Source organism: Mesorhizobium sp. M2A.F.Ca.ET.067.02.1.1, assembly GCF_004023285.1.
Taxonomy (GTDB): Bacteria; Pseudomonadota; Alphaproteobacteria; order Rhizobiales; family Rhizobiaceae; genus Mesorhizobium.
On record NZ_RZSB01001019.1, the window covers coordinates 1 to 1,714 of the forward strand.

At 63.8% G+C, this 1,714-nt stretch carries 2 protein-coding genes; both read left to right on the plus strand.

Annotated features, from left to right (window positions below; translation table 11 throughout):
* The coding region (locus EOA28_RS34915; protein WP_148671071.1) for a substrate-binding domain-containing protein at positions 1–674 on the plus strand (674 nt) is incomplete at its 5' end.
* A gap of 108 nt (positions 675–782) precedes the next feature.
* On the plus strand, positions 783–1,714 hold a 932-nt coding region (locus tag EOA28_RS34920; protein WP_148671072.1), incomplete at its 3' end, for an ABC transporter permease.

The following is a 1,714-nucleotide window of genomic DNA, read 5'->3' on the forward strand; positions in this document are numbered from 1 at the left end:
CCACGCAGGCGATGTCGGACGCTGCCGCCGCGGCCAAGATCCCGCTGGTCTATGTCAACCGCGAGCCGGTCAATGTCGACAAGCTTCCCGACAACCAGGCCTTCGTCGCATCGAACGAAGCCGATTCCGGCACGCTCGAGACCAAGGAGGTCTGCCGCCTGTTCAAGGAAGCCGGCAAGAAGGAAGCCAATGTCTATGTGATCATGGGCGAGCTTTCCAACCAAGCCGCGGTGCAGCGCACCAAGGACATCGACGAGGTCATCGCCACGCCGGACTGCAGCTTCATCAAGATCATCGACAAGCAGACCTCGAACTGGAAGCGTGACGAGGCGCAGAACCTGATGACCAACTGGCTGTCGTCCGGCAAGGCCTTCGACGGCGTCATCGCCAACAACGACGAAAGCGCCATCGGCGCCATCCAGGCGATGAAGGCCGCCAATATCGACATGAAGTCGGTCGTGGTCGGCGGAGTCGACGCCACCCAGGACGCGCTGGTGGCCATGCAGGCCGGCGATCTCGATGCGACGGTCTTCCAGGACGCCGCCGGCCAGGGCGCCGGCGCGCTCGACGCCGCGCTCAAGCTCGCCAAGGGCGAGAAGGTGGACAAGAAGGTCTACATCCCGTTCCAGCTCGTGACACCGGCGAACATCGACAAGTTCTTGAAGAAGAACTGAGGCGCCTCGATACGGGGCGGCGCGTCCAATCGGAACAAGCGCGCCGCTCCGCCTTTCCTCCCGCCCGCGCGGGAGGCCGGACAGCTGCGCCCGACGGAGGAAGAAGACGTGTCACAGACATCGCATGGCATTGGCGGGCTGAGCTACGACGCCAAGAAGCGCCCGTGGCCGGCCGAGTTCAACGTGTTCCTGGCGCTTGTCATCCTGGTCGCCGCTTTCGAGCTGGTCGGCCGCGTCTTCCTTGGCGACAGCTTCCTGTTCAACACCCGCGAGAACGTCTCCGGGCTCTTCAACGAGCAGCGCCTGCAGATCATCATCCTGCAGGTCTCGATCGTCGGCATCATCGCCATCGGCGTCACCCAGGTCATCATCTGCGGCGGCATCGACCTGTCCTCGGGCTCGATCGTCGGCGCCACCGCCATGATCGCCATGAGTTTCGCCCAGGTCGCGACCGTCAACGGCAATCCCAATCCCAAGGCGATGTTCATCGATTATGGCTGGACCGACCTGCCGGTCATCGTGCCGCTGCTGGTTGCTGTCGGCTGCGGCCTGATCGCCGGCCTGATCAACGGCCTCTTGATCGCCTACACCCGCATCCCACCCTTCATTGCCACGCTGGGCATGATGGTCACCGCCCGCGGCATCGCCAAATGGTGGTCGAAGGGCCAGCCGATCTCGTTTCCGACCGACAGCTTCGCGGCCATCGGCAAGGGGCTGATGCCGGTCGTCATCTTCATCTCGTTGGCGATCCTGTTCCAGCTCATCCTGACCTACACGAAATACGGCAAGCACTGTTACGCCATCGGCTCGAACGAGGACGCCGCGCGCATGTCGGGCATCAAGATCGCGAATCACAAGGTGCTGGTCTACGCGATCGCCGGCATCTTGGCCGCGATCGCCGCGGTGGTGCTGTCGTCCAAGAACCTCACCGCCCAGGCCGGCATGGGCGTCATGTACGAGCTCGACGCCATCGCCATGGCGGTCATCGGCGGCGTTTCGCTGTCGGGTGGCCGCGGCTCGATCATTCGCACCGTGATCGG